Source organism: Kribbella sp. NPDC003557 (assembly GCF_040610805.1).
Classification (GTDB): Bacteria; Actinomycetota; Actinomycetes; order Propionibacteriales; family Kribbellaceae; genus Kribbella.
Genome location: NZ_JBEXMY010000017.1, coordinates 14225 through 31890, shown reverse-complemented (window position 1 = coordinate 31890; position 17666 = coordinate 14225). Strand labels below are relative to the sequence as shown.

Annotated in this window: 22 protein-coding genes; 11 read left to right on the top strand and 11 right to left on the bottom strand. The window is 69.1% G+C overall.

Annotated elements, in window-relative coordinates; all coding sequences use genetic code 11:
- Positions 1-36 precede the first annotated feature (36 nt).
- Positions 37-789, top strand: a complete 753-nt coding sequence (locus ABZW60_RS40895; protein WP_355486063.1) for a class I SAM-dependent methyltransferase — start codon at positions 37-39, stop codon at positions 787-789.
- On the opposite strand, the gene ABZW60_RS40890 is transcribed toward ABZW60_RS40895, so the two are convergent.
- The 4 genes from ABZW60_RS40890 to ABZW60_RS40875 all read right to left on the bottom strand — a co-directional run bounded on the left by ABZW60_RS40890 (position 790) and on the right by ABZW60_RS40875 (position 3740).
- The gene (locus tag ABZW60_RS40890) at positions 790-1239 is read right to left on the bottom strand and encodes a nuclear transport factor 2 family protein (protein WP_355486062.1); all 450 of its coding nucleotides are present in this window, start codon (positions 1237-1239) and stop codon (positions 790-792) included.
- Positions 1240-1253: 14 nt separating this feature from the next.
- Positions 1254-1658: a VOC family protein gene (locus ABZW60_RS40885; protein ID WP_355486061.1), complete on the bottom strand. Its 405-nt coding sequence runs from the start codon at positions 1656-1658 to the stop codon at positions 1254-1256.
- A 55-nt stretch (positions 1659-1713) separates the two neighbouring features.
- The gene (locus ABZW60_RS40880) at positions 1714-2661 is read right to left on the bottom strand and encodes a hypothetical protein (RefSeq protein ID WP_355486060.1); all 948 of its coding nucleotides are present in this window, start codon (positions 2659-2661) and stop codon (positions 1714-1716) included.
- Positions 2662-2735: 74 nt separating this feature from the next.
- Positions 2736-3740: a magnesium and cobalt transport protein CorA gene (locus tag ABZW60_RS40875; protein ID WP_355486059.1), complete on the bottom strand. Its 1005-nt coding sequence runs from the start codon at positions 3738-3740 to the stop codon at positions 2736-2738.
- 151 nt (positions 3741-3891) lie between these two features.
- Between ABZW60_RS40875 and ABZW60_RS40870 the strand changes: the two genes are divergently transcribed.
- From ABZW60_RS40870 to ABZW60_RS40855, 4 genes are all read left to right on the top strand, one after another.
- On the top strand, positions 3892-4854 hold the full coding sequence (locus ABZW60_RS40870; RefSeq protein ID WP_355486058.1) for a 2-hydroxyacid dehydrogenase: 963 nt from the start codon (positions 3892-3894) through the stop codon (positions 4852-4854).
- 20 nt (positions 4855-4874) lie between these two features.
- Positions 4875-5300 carry a hypothetical protein gene (locus tag ABZW60_RS40865; protein WP_355486057.1) on the top strand — a complete coding sequence of 142 codons (426 nt, stop codon included), beginning with the start codon at positions 4875-4877 and terminating at the stop codon, positions 5298-5300.
- A gap of 212 nt (positions 5301-5512) precedes the next feature.
- Positions 5513-6007: a GNAT family N-acetyltransferase gene (locus tag ABZW60_RS40860; protein ID WP_355486056.1), complete on the top strand. Its 495-nt coding sequence runs from the start codon at positions 5513-5515 to the stop codon at positions 6005-6007.
- Between the two features lie 261 nt (positions 6008-6268).
- Positions 6269-7999 (top strand): serine hydrolase, encoded by a 1731-nt coding sequence (locus ABZW60_RS40855; RefSeq protein WP_355486055.1) that lies wholly within the window; start codon positions 6269-6271, stop codon positions 7997-7999.
- On the opposite strand, the gene ABZW60_RS40850 is transcribed toward ABZW60_RS40855, so the two are convergent.
- The gene (locus tag ABZW60_RS40850; protein ID WP_355486054.1) at positions 7996-8880 is read right to left on the bottom strand and encodes an RNA polymerase sigma-70 factor; all 885 of its coding nucleotides are present in this window, start codon (positions 8878-8880) and stop codon (positions 7996-7998) included. The two genes, ABZW60_RS40855 and ABZW60_RS40850, sit on opposite strands and share 4 nt — an antisense overlap.
- Before the next feature lie 166 nt (positions 8881-9046).
- On the opposite strand from ABZW60_RS40850, the gene ABZW60_RS40845 reads away from it, so the two are divergent.
- The gene (locus tag ABZW60_RS40845) at positions 9047-9535 is read left to right on the top strand and encodes a carboxymuconolactone decarboxylase family protein (RefSeq protein ID WP_355486053.1); all 489 of its coding nucleotides are present in this window, start codon (positions 9047-9049) and stop codon (positions 9533-9535) included.
- Between the two features lie 26 nt (positions 9536-9561).
- On the opposite strand, the gene ABZW60_RS40840 is transcribed toward ABZW60_RS40845, so the two are convergent.
- Together ABZW60_RS40840 and ABZW60_RS40835 are read right to left on the bottom strand one after the other, a co-directional pair.
- The gene (locus ABZW60_RS40840) at positions 9562-10077 is read right to left on the bottom strand and encodes a DinB family protein (protein WP_355486052.1); all 516 of its coding nucleotides are present in this window, start codon (positions 10075-10077) and stop codon (positions 9562-9564) included.
- A gap of 64 nt (positions 10078-10141) precedes the next feature.
- Positions 10142-10555, bottom strand: coding sequence for a VOC family protein (locus ABZW60_RS40835; protein WP_355486051.1), 414 nt, complete (start codon positions 10553-10555; stop codon positions 10142-10144).
- 122 nt (positions 10556-10677) lie between these two features.
- Here ABZW60_RS40835 and ABZW60_RS40830 point away from each other — a divergent pair, with 122 nt between their 5' ends.
- On the top strand, positions 10678-11052 hold the full coding sequence (locus ABZW60_RS40830; RefSeq protein ID WP_355486050.1) for a VOC family protein: 375 nt from the start codon (positions 10678-10680) through the stop codon (positions 11050-11052).
- A gap of 25 nt (positions 11053-11077) precedes the next feature.
- On the opposite strand, the gene ABZW60_RS40825 is transcribed toward ABZW60_RS40830, so the two are convergent.
- Positions 11078-11326 (bottom strand): nuclear transport factor 2 family protein, encoded by a 249-nt coding sequence (locus ABZW60_RS40825; RefSeq protein WP_355486049.1) that lies wholly within the window; start codon positions 11324-11326, stop codon positions 11078-11080.
- A 160-nt stretch (positions 11327-11486) separates the two neighbouring features.
- On the opposite strand from ABZW60_RS40825, the gene ABZW60_RS40820 reads away from it, so the two are divergent.
- From ABZW60_RS40820 to ABZW60_RS40810, 3 genes are all read left to right on the top strand, one after another.
- On the top strand, positions 11487-12305 hold the full coding sequence (locus ABZW60_RS40820) for a GDSL-type esterase/lipase family protein (RefSeq protein WP_355486048.1): 819 nt from the start codon (positions 11487-11489) through the stop codon (positions 12303-12305).
- Positions 12306-12349: 44 nt separating this feature from the next.
- Complete coding sequence (locus ABZW60_RS40815; RefSeq protein WP_355486047.1) at positions 12350-13105, top strand: hypothetical protein; 756 nt, start codon at positions 12350-12352, stop codon at positions 13103-13105.
- A 297-nt stretch (positions 13106-13402) separates the two neighbouring features.
- A complete protein-coding gene (locus tag ABZW60_RS40810) occupies positions 13403-15295 on the top strand; it encodes a heparinase II/III family protein (protein ID WP_355486046.1) in 1893 nt (630 codons plus the stop codon).
- Between the two features lie 99 nt (positions 15296-15394).
- On the opposite strand, the gene ABZW60_RS40805 is transcribed toward ABZW60_RS40810, so the two are convergent.
- Together ABZW60_RS40805 and ABZW60_RS40800 are read right to left on the bottom strand one after the other, a co-directional pair.
- The gene (locus ABZW60_RS40805; RefSeq protein ID WP_355486045.1) at positions 15395-15979 is read right to left on the bottom strand and encodes a DUF664 domain-containing protein; all 585 of its coding nucleotides are present in this window, start codon (positions 15977-15979) and stop codon (positions 15395-15397) included.
- A gap of 48 nt (positions 15980-16027) precedes the next feature.
- A complete protein-coding gene (locus ABZW60_RS40800; protein ID WP_355486044.1) occupies positions 16028-16588 on the bottom strand; it encodes a GNAT family N-acetyltransferase in 561 nt (186 codons plus the stop codon).
- A 99-nt stretch (positions 16589-16687) separates the two neighbouring features.
- Between ABZW60_RS40800 and ABZW60_RS40795 the strand changes: the two genes are divergently transcribed.
- Positions 16688-17047: a YciI family protein gene (locus ABZW60_RS40795; RefSeq protein WP_355486043.1), complete on the top strand. Its 360-nt coding sequence runs from the start codon at positions 16688-16690 to the stop codon at positions 17045-17047.
- Positions 17048-17083: 36 nt separating this feature from the next.
- On the opposite strand, the gene ABZW60_RS40790 is transcribed toward ABZW60_RS40795, so the two are convergent.
- Positions 17084-17644 carry a DinB family protein gene (locus tag ABZW60_RS40790; RefSeq protein ID WP_355486042.1) on the bottom strand — a complete coding sequence of 187 codons (561 nt, stop codon included), beginning with the start codon at positions 17642-17644 and terminating at the stop codon, positions 17084-17086.
- Between the last annotated feature and the right edge of the window lie 22 nt (positions 17645-17666).

The window sequence follows — 17666 nt, the reverse complement described above, 5'->3', positions numbered from 1 at the left end:
GGGGAACTTGCGCACGTCTACTCATTGGGGGAACCAATGTCTGTTCGGCATTCCATGCAGGTCGGGGTCAATCGGGCCCTTCGCCCGACCGGCTTCCAGCTGATCCGCGGCTACACCACCGACCCGGCCATCAGCCCGTTCCTGCCGGCCCGCTCGACGATCCGGCAGGCCGGGAAGGCAGGCAAGACCGTCGGCGACTTCCTGGACAGCTACAGCGCCGAGCCCGGAGCGACGGCCGGCACCGTCGACGCCATGCTCGAGATCGGTCATCTCACGCCGGACACCGTGGACCGGGTGTGCGAGATCGGGCCCGGATCCGGGCGCTACACGACCCAGATCCTGTCCGCGTTGCAGCCGAGCTACTACGAGGTTTACGAGACCGCGAAGGACTGGATCCGCTATCTCCAGGACACCTTGCCGACGCTCACCTTCCAGCCGGCCGACGGTCATACGCTCGCGTCCACCCCGTCGGCGTCGGTCGATCTCGTGCACACCCACAAGCTGCTCGGCTACATCCCGTTCGTCACCGCGCTCGGCTACCTCGACGAGATCGCCCGCGTCGTCCGCCGGGGCGGCACCGCCGCGTTCGACCTGATCACCGACGACTGCCTGGACGACTCCACCACGAAGGTCTGGCTGACCGAACCCCACCGGATGACGATCTACTCGGTCGCCCCGCGCGCCTGGCTGACCGACTTCCTCGCCCAACGCAACCTCGAACTCGTCGGCAGCCGGTTCGTCCCGCTCAGCGGCGGAAGGACCGAACTGCTGGTCTTCCGCCGCACCTGACTACTGGCGTAAGTGCTTGCCGAGGTCGCCGATCAGGCGGATGTTCACGGTGCGTTCGAGCCACTGCCACGTGCCGTCGCGGCGCTCGAAGCGATCGCGGTAGCGGCCGGCGGCGATGATCTGCGGTACGTCGCCGGGTGCCGCCTGCAGGACCGTCACGTACGAGCGGGCGAAGGCCTCGTCGGCGTTGTGCTCGTCGCGCTCGATCGCGATGTTCGTCGTGACGTGCTGCGTGCGCGGCGTACCGTCCGGGTAGACGATCAAGGTGTCGCGGAACCATTGCTCGATCTCCGCACAGCCTCGGAGCGGCTCACCGCTGCCTTGGTACGTCGTCTCGGCCAGCAACTCCCCGACCCCGGCGAAATCACCGTCGTCGACCAACTCGGCGTACCGCACGACGAGGTTCTCGATCTCACGCCCGTCTGCCGGGTCAATGGGTACACGCGCCACGTCCGGCGACTGTACTACTGGCCGGGGCGGTGAGTTCCGAAGGTCCACTCGTAGCCCTCGGGGTCGGCGACGCGGCAGCGGTAGTTGCCCCACTCGGACATCTCGGGCCTCCAGATCACCTCGGCTCCGGCAGCGGTCGCCTTGGCGAAGACGGCGTCGACCTCCTCCGCCGCGTCGAACGCGACGTACATCCCCTGGCCGACGGTGTCGCCCTTGCGGGTCGGGCGGTCGTAGCCCTCCTCGTCGGTGAACAGCGTGAACGCGACACCGCCGTACCGCATCTCGGCGTGCATGATCCCGCCCTTGCCGTCCGGGACCTCCATCGTGGTCTCGAAGCCGAACGCCTTCTCCAGCCAGCGCAGGGCTCCGACGCCGTCGCGGTAGCCGAAGTACGCGTGGAAGGTTGCTGTGTTGGTCATACCTCGAGCATCGACCGGGTAGCGGCCAGGGCGTGGCCGCTACCCGGATCGGCTTCTACTTCCGGAAACTGCCAGGGCCGAGCACCTGCCAGCCCTTGGCGGTCGGTGTCTGGAGCGAGCCCAGCGGCATGCTGAACGTGTGCACCTGGCGGTTCGGCCGGCTGATCGCCCAGAACGTCGGGTGCCGCGGGTCGGAACGGTCCCAGGCGACGCCCTGCCCCTGGACGTCGGGCAGCTCGACGGTGGCGATCCAGCGCAGCTCTGAGCCCGCTACCGGCAGCTCCATGACGTATGCCTCGCCCAGGTCGTGCCCAGTGAGCCACAGCCGCCCGTCCGGTCCCCAGGAGCCGCCGGAGTTCGACATCGGCTTGAAGCGGTCCAGGATCTCCTTCGGGATCGTCCAGGACGCCACCGGCTCGAACTTGTCGTTCAACTTCACGACCTGGGTGTTGTACGTCTGGCCGTACGGCTCGTTGGTCTCGTCCGAGACGTCGTCGTAGTTGGCGAACCCGGCCCACCACGCGCCGTCGTGCCGGTCGAGCCAGGTCAGGGAGCCGCGGTAGATGCCGAACGAGTACGTGTCGACGTGGCGCATCGTCTTGGTGTCGAACACCTCGATCGAGCTCTCCATCGGCCACTCGGGGTAGTTCGAATGCACGGCGTACAGCTTGCTGCCGACGACGACACCGCTGTCCATGTGCTTGAACGGCCCGTCGGTGTCGCCGGCGAACTGCAGCAGCGGCTCACCTGTCCGGCGGTCGTGCTTGGTGATCGTGCGGTTGTTGACCGCGTAGAAGGCCTTCGCGTCGACCGCGATCGCCTGATTGGCGTCGAAGGCCGGGTACGACTTCAGCGGCGTCGCGTCGTACGTCGGGGGCGTCGCGGCCGCCGTACCAGCCGCCGTACCGGCCGCGGTCGGCGGCGCGGGGACGGCCGAGGCGGGCGACAGGGCGACCGCGGCCAGCACGGCCGTGGCGACGACGAGGGCGGGGAGCTTTCGCATCACAACCTCCAGGGGATGTGGTTACTGCTCCCGACCCTGGGTTCATCGTTGGAACGCCGTGTGAATGCGGCCGGTCAAGCAGCTTGCCGTCGGGCTGCTCGTTGGCGGCGGAACCAGATCGCCAGCGCGATGCACGGCACCAGCAGGCCACCGATCCCGAGCACCACGAAGTCCCACTCGGCCCCGATGTGGTCGACCAGCCAGCCGAAGTTCTGCCCGAAGAAGCCGGTGACGAAGGTCAGCGGCAGGAAGACCGTGGCCAGGATGGTCAGCTGCTCGATCGTCGCGTTCTGCCGGACGCTGACCTTGGTCTGCTCGACGCCGATCACCGCCATGTTCGCCTCCAGGACCGTGGCCAGCAGGTCACGCTGCGCGGCGACCTCCTCGTTCACCAGGACCAGGTGGTCGTGCACGTCGCGGAAGTACGGCAGGAGCGGCGTGGCACGGGCGTCGCGCTCCAGCGTGGCGAGGACCGCGATCAGCGGGTGGACGGCACGGTAGAAGTCGGTCACCTCGCGGCGCAGGAAGTAGATCCGCTCGGTGGGCGCGACGGACCCCGCGAACACGGTCCGCTCGACCTCCTCGATATCTCGCTCCAGCTCCGCGACGACCGGACCGTACCCGTCGACGACCTGGTCGAGGATCGCCCAGAGCACCGAACTCGTGCCGCACTCCAGCAGTTCGGGGCGTTGCTCGAGCCGGATCCGGGCACCGTGCAGGTCGCTGGCCACGCCCTGGCGGACCGTGATCACGAACGACGGCCCGACGAACACGCTGACCTCGCCGAAGTCGACCTCCTCCCGCTCGTCGTCGTACCGGGCGGTGCGCAGGATGACGAGACGGATGTCGCCCTCGTACGGCTCGACCTTCGGGCGGAGATGGAACGTTTGCGCATCCTCGACGGCCAGCTCGTGCAGGCCGAAGCTGTCCCGGACCTCGGTCAGTTCCTCGGTGGTGGGCTCATGCATGCCCAGCCAGACGAACCCGCCGGCCCGGCAGGCCGCGGCGGCGTCCGCGACCGACATCGCCTCGACGTGCTGGCGGCGGCCGTCCCGGTAGTAAGCGCAGTCGATGATCATGATGGCCTCCCTGTCCCGATGGTCGTCGCTGCGGTGGCCGGGACACCAGGGGCGGCGATGAGCTTCGGTTCCGGTTGGGTTCCTGTCCAGGGCCTGAGAAATGCTGGTCGGGTTCCTGGTCCGGCCGCCGTCGGTCGACAAGGATGAACGCATGGGACTACCAGTCGTGCTGATGCCAGGACCGATGAACGAAGCCGTCACCGCCGGGTTGGACGGTCACTGCGAGCTGATCCGGCTGTGGGAGGAGAGCGACCCGGACGCGGTCCTCGCGGCCCGGCGGGACGAGATCGTCGCGGTCGCCACCGGTGGTGCGGCCATCGACGGCCCGTTCCTCGACCGGCTGCCCGGGGTCCGCCTGGTCGCGAGCTTCGGCGTCGGCTACGACCGCATCGACGCGACCGCCGCGGCCGAGCGCGGTGTCGTGGTCACCAACACGCCTGGCGTCCTGGACGACGAGGTCGCCGACACCGCACTCGGTCTGCTGCTGATGACGGTGCGCGAGCTCGGGCAGGCCGAGCGGTACCTGCGCGAGGGGAAGTGGGCCGGCGGGCGTCCGTACCCGTTGACCCGCGCAACGATGCACGGCCGCCGGATGGGCATCCTCGGCCTCGGCCGGATCGGCCAGGCGATCGCCGACCGCGTCCAGCCCTTCGGCATCACCGTTGCCTACCACAACCGCAACGCCAAGGACGTCCCCTACGACTACTATCCGTCCCTCGTCGACATGGCCGCCGATGTCGACATCCTGATGATCGTCATCCCCGGCGGCGACAGCACCCGCCACCTGGTCAACGCCGAAGTGCTCAAGGCGCTGGGCCCTGAAGGCATCGTGATCAACGTCGCCCGCGGCACGGTCGTCGACGAGCAGGCCCTGGTCGACGCCCTCCGCACCAACACCATCCACGCCGCCGGCCTGGACGTCTTCGAACACGAGCCGAAGGTCCATCCCGACCTCCTCACCCTCCCCAACGCCGTGCTCCTCCCCCACGTCGGCTCCGCCACCATCCCCACCCGGGACGCGATGGCCAACCTGGTCGTCGAAAACCTCCTCACCTACTTCGCCAAGGGCACTCCGGTGACCCCCGTCCCCGAATCCACCCGCCTACTGGCGTGAGCCAGCACTTGAGAAGCCGGGTGGTTACCGCGCTGATCGAGCTCGCGGCCAGCGCGGACTACCGGGACCGGGCTGACGCGGGTCGGGCGCTGGCGGTCTTCGCCGAGGCGCCCGAGGCCCGGGATCCGCTGCGCCGGCTCGTACTCGACAACGGCGACACCTTCGTCACGCTGACAACCGCTGAGGCGCTGCTCCGACGACAGGACACCGCAGGCTTCACAATCGTCGCCGAGGCACTGACCTCCGCGGATCCACAACAGACCACCTACATCCACGACGCCGCCACGACAGTCTTCCAACTCTTCGCGTCCGACCGAGACCAGGCCTTGGAGGCCTGCGACGCCCTCGTCCACGACACCAGCCCACATGTCCGCCAGGGAGCAGCCGAACTGCGAGAGATGCTTACCCATATCGACCCGATCCTCCATCCCCACGACCCAACCTGACCCGGGACCCTCACGGCTGCATCGCTGCGGGCTAGGTGGGTTGGCGGGCTGAGGGCCTGGTCTGCTCGGGATACGGCGGCTAGCAGCTCGCGGGTGAGTGTGCGTGCCAGATGCCGCCGTCGGACTCGGTTTGGCCCGGCAGCGGCGGGAAATGCGTTGGCCGGGGACGGATGGGGCGGCTTAGCCTGGCTGGGCTGAAGGAGGTGAGCGCCGTGTACGAAGTCGTGGTTCCGTTGACGGTTCGTGCGTTGGTGGCTGGGGACCTGCCGAGGCTGGGAGAGTCTCCTTCGAAGGTCGTTGCGATGGGCAAAGAGCTGGAGAGGGCCGAGCGTGGCGAGGTCGACTACCTTGCGGTGTGCACGCCCTCGGGCCAGCCGGTGGGGTTCGGCGCGGTCGACTATCTGAAGCCGCCGGGCGGCGCCACCTTGTACCAGCTGTCGGTCATCGAGCCGCTGCAGTCGTGCGGGATCGGCACGGTGCTGATCCAGGCACTCGAGGAATGCATCCGCGCCCGGGGCATTCCCTTCGCCGAGCTGGGCGTGGACGACGCGAGCACCCGGCCGCAGCGCTTGTACGAGCGACTCGGATACGCCGTCACCGGCAGCGAAACCGGCGCATGGGACGTGGACGCCCCAGACGGATCAGTCACCCGCTACGAAACAACAATCACCCTCCTCCGCAAACAACTCCCCCCGAACACGCCTTAACCGCCCCGGCAACCCACGCGCCAACACCCACACGGGCCGGCGAGCAGCCTGCTCCGCGAAGAACTCCCCTGGGCCAGCCGGAGCTCAGCGGGGAAGCGGAGTGTTTCGGCGAGGGCGGGCTTGTGCGGGGGACGCGGTCGGGCACGTGTGGGGCAGCGGGGTCGGGAAACTCGCGCGCCGACGGAGTCGTGTTCGGCTTAGGGTGCGGGGGTGTTTGGTCAAGGTCAGCTGTTGGCGCGGTCTTCGCCGAGGGGTTCGGGGATGTCGGCTCGGGCGATCGGGCGATTGCTGGATCGGCTTGAGGAGCGGGGGGTTGAGTGCCACTCGCTGATGGTCGTCCGCGACGGGCGCGTCGTCGCCGAGGGCTGGTGGGCGCCGTACTCCGCCGAACGGCCGCACCTGCTGTACTCGCTGACCAAGTCGTTCACCTCGGTCGCCGTCGGACTCGCGATCACCGACGGGCTGCTCGCGCTGGACGACCGGGTGGTCGACGTGTTGCCCGATCATGTGCCGGACGACATCTCCGAGCAGGCACGCCGTCTCACGGTTCACCATCTGCTGTCGATGACGGTCGGGAACCGGGAGGACAGCCTCACCGAGGCGTGGCAGCTGGAGCCGGACGACCTCGTGAAGGGCTTCCTGCGGACGCCGTTCCCGGACGCGGCGGGCAGTCGGCACGTGTACGACAACTCGACCACGTACGTCCTCGCCCGGATGGTGGAGCGGGTCAGGGGCAGCGATCTCCCGGAGTTTCTCGACGAGCGCCTGTTCGCGCCGATGGGCATCGATCACGCCGAATGGGACCGTGTGGCGAGCGGAGCTGCCTTCGGGTTCCACGGGCTGCATCTCACGACCGAGGCCATCGCCGCGTTCGGTGAACTGCTGCTGCGCGGAGGCCGCTGGCACGACCGTCAACTCGTCCCCCGCGCGTGGGTGGACCTCGCCACCACTCGGCACGTCGACACGCTCCCGCTTCCGAACTGGTTGCGGAACCCGGATTTCGAGTCCGGGTACGGCTATCAGTTCTGGATCTCACGGCACGGCTACCACGGTCACGGCTCCTACGGCCAGTACTGCGTGGTGGTCCCGGAGCACGACCTGGTGATCGCCGTGACCGGCGCCGTCGTCCCGACGGACGCGCTGCCCGGCCTGTTCTGGGAGTGCCTCTTCCCCGGCCTAGACGATCCGGGAACCACCGAGGACGACGAGACCCTGGCCGACCGACTGCGCCACCTGACCCTCGCGCCGGTGCCGGGTTCACCAGGACCCGCACATCCCGTCGAGGCGAAGGCCGACAGCTCAGCACCGCACTCCCCACTGCCCGACGGCACCGCGGTCATCGTCACCCCAGTCGACAGCACCGAGGCGGTCGCCACCCAGTCCCACGGGACCCACGCGGCCGCCACCCAGGTCGCCGGGACCGCGGTAGTACCCGCGCCAATCGGCGGAACCGAGGCAGCCGTCGCCCCGGCCGACGGAACCCCGGCGGTCGCCACCCCAGCCAACGAGACCCAGGCGGCCGCCACCCAGGTCGTCGGGACGGCGGTGGTACCCGCTCCGATCGGCGGAACCGAGGCGGCCGCCGCCCCGGTCCACGGAACCCCGGTGGTCGCCACCCCGGTCGATGGGACTGCGGTGGTCAGCGCCCCGGCCGACGCGACCCCGGTGGTCGGCGCGACGGGCGATGGGGCTGTGGTGGGCGGTCGGGGTGGCGGTGGTTGGGTTGTGTGGCTTGGGGAGGGGGTGGAGGTCGCGGTCGGGTTTGGGGAGTGGTGGGAGAGTTCGCCGCTCGGGCGGCCGATTGTCGCGGCGGGCGCTTGGCAGGGTGACAGGTTCGTCGCCGACATTTACGTCATCACCACGCCGCACCGAGTCCGGCTGGTTGTCGAGGGCGGTACGGCGTCCGCCGCCTGGAACGTCGTTCCGCTGACCGGCCCCAGCCTGGCGCTGCATGTCACGGCGCCGCTCATGACCCGCCCCGACGTCAGTTAGCGGGTCAGGTAGGTCTCGTCGGTGAGACGGGACAGCTTGGCAGGGTTCCGCACCGCGTACAGACCGGCGATCTTGCCGTCCTCGACGTGCAGGACCGTGACGGTGTCGACCTCGTCGGTGAAGCGGAGAACGAGCGCCGGCTGCCCGTTGATCTGAGTCGTCTCCAGCGAGCCTTCGGCCAGCCGTTCCACCGCCAGCGCGAGGAGGCGAGCCACCTTCTCGGCACCGACGACGGGACGGGGAAGGGCCTGTACGACGCCGCCGCCGTCACCGAGAAAGACCACGTCGGGCGCCAGGATGTCGACCAGGCCCTGCAGGTCGCCGGTGTTCACAGCCCGCTGGAACGCGTCGATGGCGTCGCGGGTCTGGTCGGCGGACACAACACCTCTAGGACGACGGGCGGCAACATGGGACCGGGCCCGGTGCGCGATCTGGCGGACAGCCTCGGGAGTCTTGTCGACGGCCTTGGCGATCTCGTCGTAGTCGAGCCCGAACACCTCGCGGAGGACGAAGACCGCGCGTTCGGTCGGCTTGAGGGTCTCCAGGACCAGCAGCATCGCCATCGAGACGCTGTCGGCGAGTTCGACGTCCTCGGCCACGTCAGGCGCGGTCAGCAGGGGCTCCGGCAGCCACGGTCCGACGTACGACTCCTTGCGGCGGCCCAGGGTGCGGAGGCGTTGCAGGGCCTGACGGCTGGCGATCCGGACCAGGTACGCGCGCTGGTCGAGCACGGTGTCGAGGTCCACGCCGACCCACCGCAGCCAGGTCTCCTGCAGCACGTCCTCCGCGTCCGCGGCCGAACCGAGCAGCTCGTAGGCGACGGTGAACAAGAGGTTGCGATGAGCAACGAAGGCCTCGGTGGCCCGGTCGGTCCCGGTCATGACGTGGCTCCTTCCGCACGCGTGTGTCACCCACAAGATGCCGCCCGGCCCGCTCCTGTGACACCTCCGTCTGTATGGCGCTCGTCACGCCGCAACCCCGTCACGAGGGCAGGGCGGCGAGCATCTCGTGGTCATCCAGTAGATCCCAGAGTGAGGACGACGAACAATGGAACCCAGGATCGACCTGATGCAGAACGAGCTCGGCGGCAAGCTGGCGAAGCGGCTGTTCGCGGTACACACCCTGCTGCAGCAGACCGGCCTGTCGCACACCACCCAGAACCTGGTCATGCTGCGAGCCAGCCAGATCAACGGCTGCGGAAACTGCATCGACATCCACGCGAAGGAGGCCGCGGCCGAAGGTGAGACCGCGACCCGCCTGAACCTCGTCGCGGGCTGGCGGCACTCGACCGTCTTCACCGAGGCGGAGCAGGCCGCGCTGGCCCTCACCGAAGAGGCGACGCGGTTGTCCGAACTGCCCGGCGGCGTTTCGGACGAGACCTGGGCCCGGGCGGGCAAGTACTACGACGAGGACCAGCTGATCGCGCTCGTCACGCTGATCGCGATGATCAACGCGACCAACCGGCTCGCCGTGACACTGAACCAGCTCGGCGGCTCCTACGAGCCGGGCCTGATGTCGGCGGTCGCGGGCGGCTAGGGCCGGACAGGCCATCCGGACAGGGCCTAGGCCGGCGTCTGGTCCAGGTCCCAGATCCGCTCGCTGGTCCAGGCGTACTCCCAGGCCTGGATGTCCGGCGGCTCGATGCCGAGGCCGGTGAGGATGGCGCAGACCTGCTCGCGGTGGTGGTTGGCGTGGTTGATCGCCTGCGCGACGAAGATCCCGGCCCGGGTGCCGCGGGTGTTGTCGTCGATGATGATCACGCGTTCGACATCGATCGGCCGGGTCAGGAAGTACTCCCACAGGTCGCCGATCTCGGCGTTCCAGCGGGCGAGCGTCTCCAGGTCGGTCGCCGGATCGCCGTCGACGAAGTCGAGCGGCCGGTCGGCGATCCGGCGCAGGTAGCTGCCGTCGCAGCGCACGATGTGGTCGAGCGTCGCGAGAATGCCGCCGTACGTGCCGACACCGGTGATCTCGAGCTGCTCAGGTGTCAGGTTCTGCGCACGACAGAAATCGATCAGGCTGCCTGTCGCCCAGTAGTTGTGCCGGATGGGGTCGTAGAGCACGTCGTTGAGTCCCATACCAGACCAAGGTAGCCGCGAGGCTTCCCCCGGGGACACCGGTTTTCCCCGGGGGAGGCGAGGCTCAGCCGGCGGCCGCGACGTTGACCATCCAGTTGATCCCGAACCGGTCGGTGACCATGCCGAACTCGTCGCCCCACATCTGCTTCTCGAGCGGGACCGTCACCTTGCCACCGTCGGCGGACAGCTTCTCGTAGTAGCCGCGCAGCTCGTCGCCCTCGCCGCTGAGGCTGATCGCGATGTTCTCCCCCGGGTTGTACGGCATGCCCTGCGGCGTGTCGGACGCCATCAGCGTGAACCCGCTCGGGGTCTCCAGCTGGCTGTGCATCAGCTTCTCGTCGTCCTCCGGGCCGTGACCGGAGCCGAACTCCTTGAACGTGTTCACAGACAGGTCGCCGCCGAAGACGCTCTGGTAGAACTCCATCGCCGCGCGTGCGTCGCCGTCGAACTGGATGTACGGATTGAGCCGGGATGCCATCGAACTGTCCTTCCCCCAAGCCGGCCGGACCCCTCTGGCCCGGCGCCCATGTTCCGCACAGTAGACCCGGCCACGGACAGTTCGCGACCCCTTGAAACCTGCCGTCCGGTTAAGGTCTGGCCATGATGCTGCGACATGTGACGATCGACGCCGCGAACCCGTACGAGCTCGCGCGGTTCTGGAGCACCGTGACCGGCTGGCCGGTGGCCGGCGGGGACGAGCCGGGTGACACCGAGGTCCTGGTGCAGGCGCCGTCGCCGGTGCCCGGGCTGCTGTTCATCGCGGTCCCGGAAGGCAAGACCGTGAAGAACCGGGTGCACTTCGACTGGGCCCCGACCGAGCGGACGCGGGACGAGGAGGTCGAGCGGATCCTGTCGCTCGGCGGCACCGTCCACGAGGACCACCGCGTCCCCGACGGCCGCGGCTGGGTCACGATGAAGGACCTCGAAGGCAACGAGTTCTGCGTCGAGCGCAGCGAGGCGGAACGAGCAGGCTGATCAGCCCGGCGGCCGGGCCGATACATCAGGTCACCGCCGTTGCCTGTGACCAGCGGATCTGCCAGCCGGTCGGGGTGATCGGCTCGAAGCGGCGATACAGGATCTCGCCGGTCTCGATACCGCCCAGGTACTCCGCCTTGGTCCACGCGTGGCCGCTCGGCGTGACGATGACGAAGTCCGGCGCGTGGATCGCGTCGGCCTCCGGGATCCGGCGCGCGACCAGGTGCGACAGGCGGGTGCGTTCGAGATCGCGGAGGTGATCTGGTTCCGGCATGACCGGAAACCTACCCACCCTCCAGCTCTTCGGGGATGCTGGTTCGGGGAACCGGGGGGTTCGCTCCGAACACGTGGGGGGTAGGAGCATGCAGCGGATTCGGGGGTCACCGCGTCATGTCAGTGTGAGGAGACGACGACGGAGGCTGGGGGACGTCGCGATGGTGCGAATACGGCCGCGCCACGAGCGCGTGTCACTGCTGCGACGGTTCGTGGCGTCGGCCACCGCGATCGGGGTGACGCTGCTCGTGCTGGCCTTGCTGGGCGTGGTGTTCGTCGTCCTCGAGCCGCGTTCGACGAGTGCCGACAGTACGGTCGGCGGCTCGTACAGCGTGCCCTCGAAGGGTCCGGGCCGCTGGGGATCGGGGACGCTCGGCCCGTGGGACGGCCTGGCGCACCGGATCTCCCCCGAGGACGAGATCCGCGACGTGCTCGCGTTCGACGGGATCTTCATGTTCGGCGACAGCATCGCCGTCCAGGACAGCGCCGGGCTCGAACGACTGCTGACCGATCGCACCGGCGAGTCGATCGCGATCCACGACTGGTCGGGGCAGCCGGCGTCGGCGGCGGTCGACGCGCTCGAGGAGTGGTCGCGTGACTACGGTCTGCCGCGGCGGATCGTGATGGCCGTCGGGACGAACGACATCTTCGACCCGCCGGCGTTCGCCGCGCAGGTCGAGCGCGCACTCCGGATCGCCGGGCCGGACCGGACGGTGTACTGGGTGAACACGTACGTCGCCCGCACCAAGCAGTCGGACGCCATCCGGGATGCCGACCTCGCCAACAGCGCCTGGATCAACCAGCAACTGCAGGACGCCGCGCTCCGGCACCCGAACCTGCGGATCATCGACTGGTCCGGCTTCCTGATGGCCCAGCCGGACCGCCCCGCCGAGTACCTGCGCGACGGTGTGCACACCAGCCAGCCGGCCGGCCGCGACGCCCGCAACGAGCTGATCGCGGACGCCCTCCGCAGCCGGTAAACCTCGCCGCCGACCTCCGCGTGAAGATCTCGGAGGAGGTAGGCATGCTCGTCAAGCGTTGGTCGGTCTCGGCCGCTGTCATCGTGGTCCTGACCGCGTTCCTCCTGGCGCTGCTGCACCTGGAGGCCCCGGCCGCGCACGCGAAGGCCGCCGCGCCGGCGGTCAGCCCGGGAAGCTACGGCTCCGGCACACTCGGACCCTGGCAGGCGAACGAACGGGTGATCTCGGACAGCGCGGCGGTCCGCGAGACGGTCAAGAACAACGGTGTGGTGCTCTTCGGTGACAGCATCGCCGTCCAGGACGGCGCCGCCCTCGGCCAACTCATCGGCCAGCAGCTGCACACGTCGTTCGCGGAGTACAGCTGGGCCGGTCAGCCGACGTCGGCCGCGGTCGACGCGATGGCCGCGTGGGCCCGCGAGTACGGTCTGCCGCGGCGAATCGTGATGGCAGTCGGGTCCAACGACATCTTCGATCCGCCCGCGTTCGCCGCGCAGGTCGAGCGCGCACTCCGGATCGCCGGGCCGGACCGGACGGTGTACTGGGTCGACGTCCAGGTGTCCCGGACCGACGAGCCCGCCGCGGTCCAGGTCGCCGATCAGCGCAACAGCGAATGGATCAACCTGCAGCTCGAGCAGGCGGCGCTGCACCACCCCGACCTGCGGATCGTGCCCTGGGCCGAGTTCCTCGCGGCACATCCCGAACGGCTGCACACGGACCTGCGCGACGGCCGGCACACCACCGTCCCGGCCGGCCAGAACGCGCGGAACGCCCTGATCCTGCAGGCGATCCGGCACACCTGACGCTGCCCTTGCGGGCAACCGGAACCGAAGTCGGCGATCCGAAGCAACTTTTCCGGGCGCTCGCGACATCTATGAGGTAGAGGAACCATTCTGACCTCGGGGGGGGGGAACCGATGACGACGTACGGGACGGGGGCCGGCCGGCCACGTAGTTGATGCCGGACGCAACCTTCGACGACTCGACGCACGTTTCCGAGGTACCACGCACACCACCTGACCTCGACCCGGGGACCACTCTTCCCGAATTCAGGTCTAGGCCAGAACAGGCATGCCTTCGGGCATGCGGGGAGGACCCACGATGCCCGCGAGACATCTGCGCACGACCGGTGCGACCTTGCGACTCACGATCACGCTGCTCGTGAGTGCTGCCGTACTGGGCGCCGTACTGGTGATCCCGTGGGGCGGTTCCGAGCCCGAGGCGGCTCCGGACCCGACCGTGAGCCACACCCCGGAGCCGCCGACCCCGCCCCCGGCGCCGCTGCGGCAGAACGTCTACACCTGCCCGGCGTACAGCGGGATCGACTCCGCGAACCCGGTCACGAGCCTGGCCGAGGACACCTTCAAGTGGGGTACGACGCCGCCCACCAAGGTCGGCGACGGCAAGGGCGACGTCAACTGGCGGATGAACCCGGACAACAACCCCAGCTGGTACATGTGGCTGCACTCGCTGCGTTGGCTCGGGCAAGGGATCACCGCGGCCGCGAAGGGCGACAAGGCCGCGTTGCAGCACGTCAGTGCGATCGCCCGCGACTGGGTCAACGACAACCCGTACTCCTGGAAGTCGGACGTCGGCGCGTACGAGTCGACGATGCACCGCACCAACGTGCTGATCTGCCTGCGGCAGGCGGTGCTGTCGGGTCTGCGCGTGAGCAAGCTGCCGACGACGTACGCCTGGCTGGACAAGGCATTGCTGCAGCACGCGTGGTTCCTGCAGAAGAACTACAGCGGTGACTGGAACCACGGCACCGACGAGAGCCTGGCACTGTTCGGCATCGGCTGCACGTTGAAGCGGAACGACCTGAAGAAGGTCGCGGCCGACCGGCTGACCAGCGCGATCAAGACCTCCATCGACACGCAGGGGTCGACGAACGAGCAATCGACGGCGTACGCGCAGTTCAACTACGCGCTCTGGGGCCGGGCCATCGACGTCCTGCGCAAGTGCGGCGTCGACCCCGGTACGACGATCACGGCGCGCCGGCGGGAGCTCGCGAAGTGGCTCGCGCTCGCGACCAACTCGCTCGGGAACCTGCCGCAGCTCGGCGACTCCGAGGTCGTGCGCACGGTCCCCGTCACCGGGACCGTCCTGGAGTACGCCGGTACGCAGGGCGCGCGCGGGATCCGGCCGACGCAGCGGATCGGGATCTTCGACGCCGGGTACATCTTCGGGCGGACCGGCTGGGGCGAGAAGCGGCCGTTCACGCAGGAGTCGACGTACAGCATCCGGTTCGGGCCGGCGCGGAAACTGCACGGGCACGAGGACCACACGTCGATCACCTACACGTCCCGCGGGCGCGACATCCTGATCGACGGCGGGCACTCCGGGTACAAGTGGGACGACTGGCGGAGCTGGGCGAAGAGCCAGTTCGCGCACAACGAGCTGACCGTCGCGTCCACGGCCGCCGAGCACCCGGACACCAAGCTGGTGCGCTCGTCGATCAAGGACACGTCGGAGTTCTACGAGCTGAAGGACAAGCTCGGGGCGGTCGACCGGACGCGCGGCGTGCTGGTGCTGAAGGACCCCGACCTGATGGTGGTGCTGGACCGCGGCGCGTCGGCGACGGACCAGCAGTACTCGACGCTGTGGCACCTGCCGGCGGACCAGAAGGTGGTCGTCAGCGGCAACGACCGCGCCGTGGCGGCGAAGCCGGGTGACCGGGTGAAGACGACGCTGCTGCAGGTCCCGTTCGAGCAGGCCACGACCCCGATCGACGTGGCGACCGGTCAGCAGGATCCCGTCCAGGGGTGGCACTACCTGACGATCGACAAGCGGGTGCCGTCGCCGGTGGTGAAGTTCAACCGGTCCGGGCAGAACGCGAGCATCCTGTCGGTGATCGCGCCGAGCCGCGCCAACGCGACGGTGTCGTACACGACGTCGTGGCAGGGCTCGCGGATGATCCTGAAGCTGACCGTCGACGGCGTCACCACGACGGTCGGGGTCTCCGCGGACGGGACACTGCAGCGGATCAAGTAGCTGGTGGCGGACCTCCAGCACTCATCAACCGCCGGTTTCGGCCCCCGCTGAGCGTGGGCTGCGCCGGAGAAGGCGAGTTGTGTAGTGCTGGAGATCCGCTCATGCCTTCTTGGCGCCGACCGGTTGCCAGCCGGGGGACGGGTCCTCGCCGACCCGGCCGTCGACCGCCTCGCGGATCAGGTCGGCGTGGCCGGTGTGCCGGCCGTACTCCTCGATCAGGTCGCAGACGAGCCGGCGCAGGCTGGGGTGCCGGCCGTCCGGCCAGCTGATGTCGGCCGGCTGGTCGAGCCCGCCGTCCGCGATCGCCGCCGTCAACGTCTCCCGCGAGCGCGCGACCGCGCCGTCCCAGAGGGCGTACAGCTCCTCCGGGGTGTTGTCGACGGCCGAGTTGAACTCCCAGTCGTTGTCGTCGCGCCAGCCGTTGTCCAGCCACGGCCCACCCATCGGCTTCCCGCGGAACTTCACGTCGAACATGTAGTCCTCGTTCGCCGCGAGATGCTTCATCAGCCCGCCGAGCGTCATCGACGACGCCCCGATCCGCGTGTTCAGCCCCGCCGCGTCCAGCTCGTCCACCTTGTACCGGAACGTCGCCCGCAACCGGTCCAGCGCCCCGACCAACTGCTCCGCCTCACTCCCCGCCAACGGCGGCTCCCACCACGGCGAAACCCACTCGTTCTCACTCATACCCAGCACGCTAACCCCCATTCCGGACGCTTCGCTTCCGGAAAGGAATCAGAGGGTTCGGCGTACGACGACGTTGCGTCTGGCGGTGGTGCGGTTCTCGGCGTGCTGCGTGAAGCCGGCGGCGAGGAAGGTGCTGAGGAGGCCTCGGCCGGGGTCGCCCGGCAGCGTCTTGATCGGGTAGGCCTCGACGATGCGGGCGCCTGAGCTGCGCGCGTACTCGACGGCGGCGTCGATCATCGGTGACGTCAGGCCCTGGCGGCGGTAGCCGCTCTTCACGAAGAGGCAGTTGATCGCCCAGATCGTGTCGTCGTCGGGGTCGTCGATCGGCAGCGTGCGGGAGTGGACGATCGCGTAGTACTCCGTCCGCGGCGCGACCGCGCACCAGACCGCCGGGCGCGCGTCGACGTACCCGATCAGGCCGACCGGGCTGCCTGCCGCCACGAATCCCTCGAGCGCGGCGCGGTTCTCGGCGCTGCCGTTCGCGGTCGCCTGCGCGGACGGCAGCCGACGGGCCATGCACCAGCAGCCCCGCGTCCCACCGCTCGGCCCGAACAGCTCGACCAGGTCGTCCCAGCGCGCCTGATCGACCGCCCGAGCCACCAAGTCCATCCCACGATTCTTCCAGCACTCTGTCGGATCCGGGTCGTAGCGTTCGTTGTGGTGGTGAGCGGCGGCCGCAGGCGGACGCCCGGGACAAGGAGTGCTGAGATGCCGCGGTACATGATCTCGTTCGAGAAAGGCGCGATGGACCACATCCCGGAGGAGGACATCCCCCAGGTGGGCAAGGCCGCGCACGCCGCGGTGCAGGAGGCGAAGGACGCCGGTGTCCTGCGGTTCGCGGGCGGGATGAGCTACGACGACGGCGACGTCGAACACGCCGTGGTGGGTACGGACGGGCTGGTGACGGACGGACCGTACCCGGAGAGCAAGGAACTCATCGGCGGCGCCGTGATCGTCGACGTACCGACCCGCGCCGAGGCCCTCGCCTGGGCCGCCAAGATCGCCGCCGCCTGCCGCTGCGCGCAGGACGTCCGCAAGTTCATGGACGACCCGGAGCTGGTCGACTGACGTCCGAAATGCGGCTGTTCAGCAGGCCGCGGCTGGTCATGTTGTGGTGGGCCTGAGCCGCAGGTAGAGGTCGCGGAGCAGGCAGATCTCGGCGCCGTGGTGGATGAGCTCGACGTTCGAGTAGAGGATGACCCGCGCGATCGGCGCGTCGGCGAAGGCGGGCGGTGCGAGCGGACCCTGCGGGCGGACGAGGCCGTCGTCACCGAGCCGTCGTACGCCGTCGAGCCACCAGGCGTACGCCTCGTCGAGCTGCCGCAGCGCCTCGTCGGCGGTCCCCGCGAACTCGAACGTCGCGAGGTCCGCCGGCGGCCCGCCGAACCGCGTGGCGTTCGACTCCGCGAGACCCACGATCAGATGCCCCAACCGCCACGCGATCGTGGTGATCGGCTCGGGGGTCGCGCCGTCGCCGTAGTCCCAGGTGAACTCGCCCCCGCCGTACGACTGCTGTGCCCGGCTCGTGCCGCGGCGGCTGAGCGTCCAGCAACCGTCCACCGGCTCCCAGAAGTACTCGTCGTCGGTCAGCCCGTCGAGCCGCGGCCGCAGCCGGGACTGCCAGTGCGCGTCGATCTGGTCGATGACCTCGGCGTTCCAGTCCACACGCGATGGTATCCACGGCGGA